The following is a 4,826-nucleotide window of genomic DNA, read 5'->3' on the forward strand; positions in this document are numbered from 1 at the left end:
CTTCCGCCTGACCATCCCGCGGACGCTCGCCATCATCCGCGCGCTCATGCTGCGCGTGAGCGGCCAGGTCTTCTCGATGCCGACCGCGAGCATCGAGGAGACGCTGCGTATCGATCCGGCCGAGGTCCTGAAGGTCGAAGGCCGCGAGGTCATCCGCCGGCAGCAGCGCACGATCCCGCTGGTGCGCCTCGCCGACGTCCTCCGCATCCCGCCCGTCGAACAGGCGGGCACGAAGATGTCCATCGCGGTCGTCGGCTTCTCGGGCCACCGGATGGGCTTCATCGTCGACTCCTTCGTCGGCGAGCAGCAGATCGTCATCAAGAACCTCGGCAGTCACCTCAAGAAGGTGGACAACGTCGCCGGCGTGACCATCCTGGGGGCCGGCGAGGTCGTGCCGATCCTGAACGTGCCCGACCTCATGCAGAACGCGCGCATGCTCTCCGGGGGCCTGCGCCCGCGCGAGGTCAAGGCGGCCGAGAAGGAGGCCGCCGGCCCGCGTCACGTGCTCATCTGCGAGGACTCCTTCACGACCCGCGAGCTCGAGCGGTCGATCTTCGAGGCGGCCGGCTACGTCGTCGAAGTCGCCATGGACGGCGCCCAGGGCTTCAACAAGCTCAAGGAGGGCCTGCACGTCGACGCGGTGGTCACGGACGTGCAGATGCCGAACATGACCGGCTTCGAGCTGACGCGCGCCATCAAGACCGATCCGGCGCTCGACGAGATCCCCGTCATCATCGTCACCTCGCTCGAGCGTGACGAGGAGAAGGCCGAAGGCATCGACGCCGGTGCGGACGCCTACATCACGAAGTCGGTGTTCAACCAGGACACCCTGCTCGACACGGTCGAGCGGCTCATCAGATAGAGGCGAGAGGGAACCTGTGCCGGCAGGAAGCCGCATCCGCGTCGTGATCGTCGACGACTCCCTGGTCGCCAGGGAGATGCTCACCCAGATCCTGACGAGCGACCCGGACATCGAGGTCGTCGGCGTCGCGTCGGACGGGCAGGAGGCCATCGACGCCGTCGCGCGCCTCAAGCCCGATCTCGTCACCATGGACATCCACATGCCGAAGATGGACGGCATCGAGGCCGTCGAGCACATCATGGCCTACACGCCCGTGCCGATCCTCGTCGTCTCCTCCTCGGTGCACGGCGAGGGCGTCGGGCGTGCGTTCGACGCGCTCGGCCGCGGCGCGCTCGAGGTGGTCAAGAAGCCGGAGCCGCGCGACTGGGCCGAGCTCGAGCGCATCGGCTCCGAGATCATCCGTCGCGTGCGGATCCTGTCCCGTGTCCGCGTCATCACGCACATCCGCGGCAAGCTGCGCCCGCCGGAGCACCTGCCCGAGGGCCCGGTGCACGCGCCGATGCCTCACGTCGGCGGCTCGGCGGTCGTTGCCATCGGCTCCTCGACGGGCGGCCCCTCGGCGCTCATGACGGTACTCGGCGCCCTGCCGGGCAGCTTCGCCCTGCCTGTGGTGGTCGCCCAGCACATCGCCGACGGGTTCATCCCCGGGCTGGTCGCGTGGCTACAGACCGGGTGCAAGCTGCGGGTCGTCCCGGCCGAGGACGGTGCGCGCATGGAGGCGGGCCACGTGTATTTCGCACCTACGGGCCTGAACCTCGAGGTCGACGGCGCGACGCTCCGCTTCACCGCGCCGGAGCGCGGCCAACTCTACATACCCTCGGCCGACACGCTGTTCCGCTCGGTGGCGCGCACGCACGGCCGCCACGCGATCGGAGTCATCCTGACCGGGATGGGCGCCGACGGGGCCGCGGGGATGAAGATGATGCGGGAGGCGGGGGCCCATACCATCGCGCAGGATGAGGAGACCTCGACCGTCTACGGGATGCCGCGCGCCGCCAAGGAGATGGGCGCCGCGAGCACGGTGCTCCCGGTCGGCGCGATCCCCGCGGAACTCGTCGCGATGACCTCGGAGGACTGAGTCCCTGGAGGTCGCGCGACCGCTCGTCGGGTCAGGCTTCTTCAGGTTGCTCGATTCCGCGCGATCGTCCCCGATACTTGCTACAAGGATGTGAACGTCACGGCCGCTCCTCGCTCCTCCCGCCGGCACGGGAAGGCAGCGGCGTTGGACCGGAAGGGGTGAGGGCGTCATGCCTCTACACATGCACACACATGATCGGGCGGTGACGCAGAGGCCCGCGCTCGCCCTCGTGCCGTCCGACGGCGCGCCGACTGCCGGGGGTGAGAGGGGATGCTAGCCGTGGACCACAAGCACATCATCGACCAGCACGTGAAGAGCGTCCTTCACGAGTCGTTCGGTCCCGCTGCCGCGACGATGATCTTCGCAACCGCCTCGAACCGGGCCGGCGTCCCGATCATGGGCATCACCAAGGACCAGTTCGAAGCCTTGGTCGATGCGATCGTCGCCGACCAGCGGGTCCTCGACGCGTGGGGTTCCACAGGTTGCGCGGACAGGCGCCGCGAATGGCGGGCGCTCGCCGGGTAGCGCGTCAGGGGCGGGCATGCGTGGCCTCACCGGAGGGTCCCTCGCGAGGGGCCCTTCGGTGTCTCTCGCGTATACTCGCAGGCATGGACGACCTGCCCATCGGCGTGTTCGACTCCGGCCTCGGCGGCCTCACGGTCGCGCGCGAGATCGTCCGCGCGCTTCCTGCCGAGGACGTCGTGTACTTCGGGGACACGGCCCGTTGCCCCTACGGCCCGCGTCCGCTCTCCGAGGTGCGACGGTTCGTGCTCGAGATCGGGCAGTGGCTCACGCGACGCCGCGTCAAGCTCATCGTCGTGGCCTGCAACACCGGCACGGCCGCCGGGCTCGCGCTCGCGCAGCGCGTGTTCGACGTGCCCGTCGTGGGCGTCGTCGAGCCCGGCGCCCGCGCGGCGGTCCAGGCGACGGTCAACCGCCGTGTCGGCGTGATCGGCACGGTCGGCACGGTCGAATCGGGCGCCTACTCGCGCGCGGTCCGGGCGCTCGACGAGGGCGTGACGGTGTTCTCGGCCGCGACGCCGAAGTTCGTCGACGTGGTCGAACAGGGGCTGCGCATGGGCCCCGGCCAGCTCGAGGACTGGATCTCCGAGACCGCCGAGGTCTTCGTCCGGCCGTCGTTCTACGAGATGGCGCGCGACTACCTCGACCCGCTCAAGCGCGCCGGCATCGACACGCTCGTGCTGGGCTGCACGCACTTCCCGCTACTGTCCGCGTCGATCGGCCAGGCGATCGGCCCGCGTGTCCGTCTCATCAGCTCCGCCGAGGAGACCGCGCGCGAGGTGCGCGAGACGCTCGAGCGCCGCGGCCATCTGCGCGACGGCGGCGCGGGCGCCGTGGAGGTCTTCACCACCGGTGACGCGGCCGAGTTCGCGATGCTCGGCTCGCGCGTGATGCGCCGGGGCATCCCGGTCGCCGAGCACGTGGCCGTCGACGGTCTTCGTGCCTTGGTCACGTCCGAGATGGAGGCGGCGCTGGCCGTCTACGAGGCCGAGGTCGCCTAGATGCGGGTGACGGTGCTCGGCTCGGCCGCTTCGTACGCGGGTCCCGGGCAGGCGTGCGCAGGCTGCCTCGTGCAGGGCGCGAGCGCGGCAGTGCTGCTCGACTGCGGGCACGGCGTCCTCGCGAACCTCCAGCGCGTCGCGGACCCGCTCGCCTTGGACGCGGTCGTCATCTCCCATGCCCATCCGGACCACTTCGTCGACCTGTACGCCCTGCACACGATGCTCCGCTATGCGCCTCAGGGCCCGGCCGGCTCGCTGCGCCTCCATGCTCCCGCCGGGCTGATCGACCGGATGGGCGCCCTGCTCTCGGAGCGCGGTCGCGCATCGCTCGCAGAGGCGTTCGACGAGCGCGGCCTGGTCGCCGGAGCGCCGCTGGCGTTCGACGATCTCACCGTGACGGCGTTCCCCGTCGACCACATGGAGGGGTCGTTCGCGCTCACCGTCGAGTGCGCCGGCCGACTCGTCTGCTACACGGGCGACACCGCGCCCGGCGCCGCGATCCTCGCTGCTGCGCGCGGCTGCGACCTGCTGATCGCCGAGGCGACGCTGCCCGAGCGCTACGCAGGACGCGCGCCGCATCTTTCCGCGCGCGAGGCGGGCGCACTGGCGCGCGAGGCGGGCGCGGCCGCTCTCGCACTCGTGCACATCTGGCCCGCCAACGACCGGGAAGAGATACTGCGGGACGCGGAGGCGGAGTTCCCCGGGCCCGTCTCGCTGCCGTCCGAGATGGACTCGTTCGACCTGTGAGGACCACTACGATCGCACCGGACCCGATGAGAGAGGCCCGCACCATGCAACGCTCCGAAGGCCGCACCGCCGACTCGCTGAGGCGCGTCCGGATCACCCGCCGCTACCTGAAGCACGCCCACGGATCGTGCGTCATCGAGCTCGGCGACACGCGCGTGCTGTGTGCCGCGAGCATCGCCGACGGCGTGGCGTCGTGGCGCAAGGGCAGCGGCCTGGGCTGGGTCACGGCGGAGTACTCGCTGATGCCGGCATCGACGCACACGCGCTCGCGGCGCGAGACGGGGCCGGGCGGCGTCGGCGGGCGTACGTACGAGATCCAGCGCATGATCGGGCGCTCGCTGCGAAGCGTGGTCGACCTCGGCGGGCTGGGCGGGGAGTACACCGTCAACGTCGACTGCGACGTGATCCAAGCCGACGGCGGCACGCGCACCGCCGCCGTGACCGGCGCGTGGATCGCCCTGCGCGACGCGCTCGCGACCTGGCAGGCCGCCGGGCGCATCTCGTCGCTGCCGCTGACCGATCACGTCGCGGCGACGTCGGTCGGCATCGTGGACGGGGTCCGCGTGCTCGACCTCGACTACGCCGAGGACTCCGCCGCCGAGGTCGACATGAACGT

6 protein-coding genes are annotated in these 4,826 nt (G+C 70.9%); all 6 read left to right on the forward strand.

Annotated elements, in window-relative coordinates; genetic code table 11:
* The coding region (locus tag FDZ70_06420; protein TLM76667.1) for a response regulator at positions 1 to 862 on the forward strand (862 nt) is incomplete at its 5' end.
* A 16-nt stretch (positions 863 to 878) separates the two neighbouring features.
* Positions 879 to 1,940: a chemotaxis-specific protein-glutamate methyltransferase CheB gene (gene cheB / locus FDZ70_06425; GenBank protein ID TLM76668.1), complete on the forward strand. Its 1,062-nt coding sequence runs from the start codon at positions 879 to 881 to the stop codon at positions 1,938 to 1,940.
* 279 nt (positions 1,941 to 2,219) lie between these two features.
* Positions 2,220 to 2,465: a hypothetical protein gene (locus FDZ70_06430; protein ID TLM76669.1), complete on the forward strand. Its 246-nt coding sequence runs from the start codon at positions 2,220 to 2,222 to the stop codon at positions 2,463 to 2,465.
* 83 nt (positions 2,466 to 2,548) lie between these two features.
* On the forward strand, positions 2,549 to 3,463 hold the full coding sequence (locus FDZ70_06435; protein ID TLM76670.1) for a glutamate racemase: 915 nt from the start codon (positions 2,549 to 2,551) through the stop codon (positions 3,461 to 3,463).
* Complete coding sequence (locus tag FDZ70_06440; protein TLM76671.1) at positions 3,464 to 4,210, forward strand: MBL fold metallo-hydrolase; 747 nt, start codon at positions 3,464 to 3,466, stop codon at positions 4,208 to 4,210.
* Between the two features lie 26 nt (positions 4,211 to 4,236).
* A partial coding sequence (locus FDZ70_06445) for a ribonuclease PH (protein ID TLM76672.1) occupies positions 4,237 to 4,826 on the forward strand: 590 nt, incomplete at its 3' end.

This window comes from Actinomycetota bacterium, assembly GCA_005774595.1.
In the GTDB taxonomy this organism is placed as follows: domain Bacteria; phylum Actinomycetota; class Coriobacteriia; order Anaerosomatales; family D1FN1-002; genus D1FN1-002.

What these genes read in the sequence shown, in the direction of transcription:
- FDZ70_06440 (TLM76671.1), top strand. Translation starts at nt 3,464, where the DNA reads ATGCGGGTGACGGTGCTCGGCTCGGCCGCTTCGTACGCGGGTCCCGGG.
- FDZ70_06435 (TLM76670.1), top strand. Translation starts at nt 2,549, where the DNA reads ATGGACGACCTGCCCATCGGCGTGTTCGACTCCGGCCTCGGCGGCCTC.